Source organism: Vibrio sp. 2134-1 (assembly GCF_033339495.1).
In genome coordinates this window covers 1-612 of sequence record NZ_JAWOUS010000632.1, presented here as the reverse complement: position 1 = coordinate 612, position 612 = coordinate 1, and the positions used below count along the sequence as shown (strand labels likewise).

The 612-nt window shown below is 49.3% G+C and carries 1 protein-coding gene; it reads left to right on the top strand.

Going from position 1 to position 612, the window contains the following annotated elements; all coding sequences use genetic code 11:
- Window positions 1-612 (top strand): RNB domain-containing ribonuclease (locus tag R7R78_RS27650; protein ID WP_225474797.1); only part of this gene is annotated, 612 nt, incomplete at both ends.

Sequence of the window (612 nt, the reverse complement as noted above, 5' to 3'; positions counted from 1 at the left end):
ACGAGCACAAAGCTGGCGCTCGTATGGGTAACGTCGTGGTGATTGAAATTACCGATCGTGGTTCTCGCTCGCGTGGCATGATGGGTAAAGTGGTTGAAGTTCTTGGCGAAAATATGGCGCCAGGTATGGAAACACAAATCGCAATTCGCACCCATCAAATCCCTTATGAGTGGCCAGAAGCGGTCGAAAAACAAATCGTAAACTTGGGCGAAGAAGTGCCTGAAGAAGCGAAAGTTGGCCGTGTTGACTTGCGTGAATTGCCGCTCGTTACCATTGACGGTGAAGATGCGCGAGACTTCGATGACGCCGTTTTCTGTGAGAAGAAAAAAGATGGTGGTTGGCGTCTTTGGGTCGCAATCGCAGACGTAAGCTACTACGTGCGCCCAGACTCAGCGTTAGACAAAGAAGCCATCAACCGTGGTAACTCTGTGTACTTCCCATCGCAAGTTGTCCCAATGTTGCCTGAAGTGCTTTCAAACGGTTTGTGTTCGCTTAACCCGCAAGTAGATCGCTTGTGTATGGTGTGTGAGATGACCATTTCTGAAAGCGGTAAGCTCTCAAGCTACAAGCACTACGAAGCGGTAATGAATTCCCACGCTCGTCTCACATACA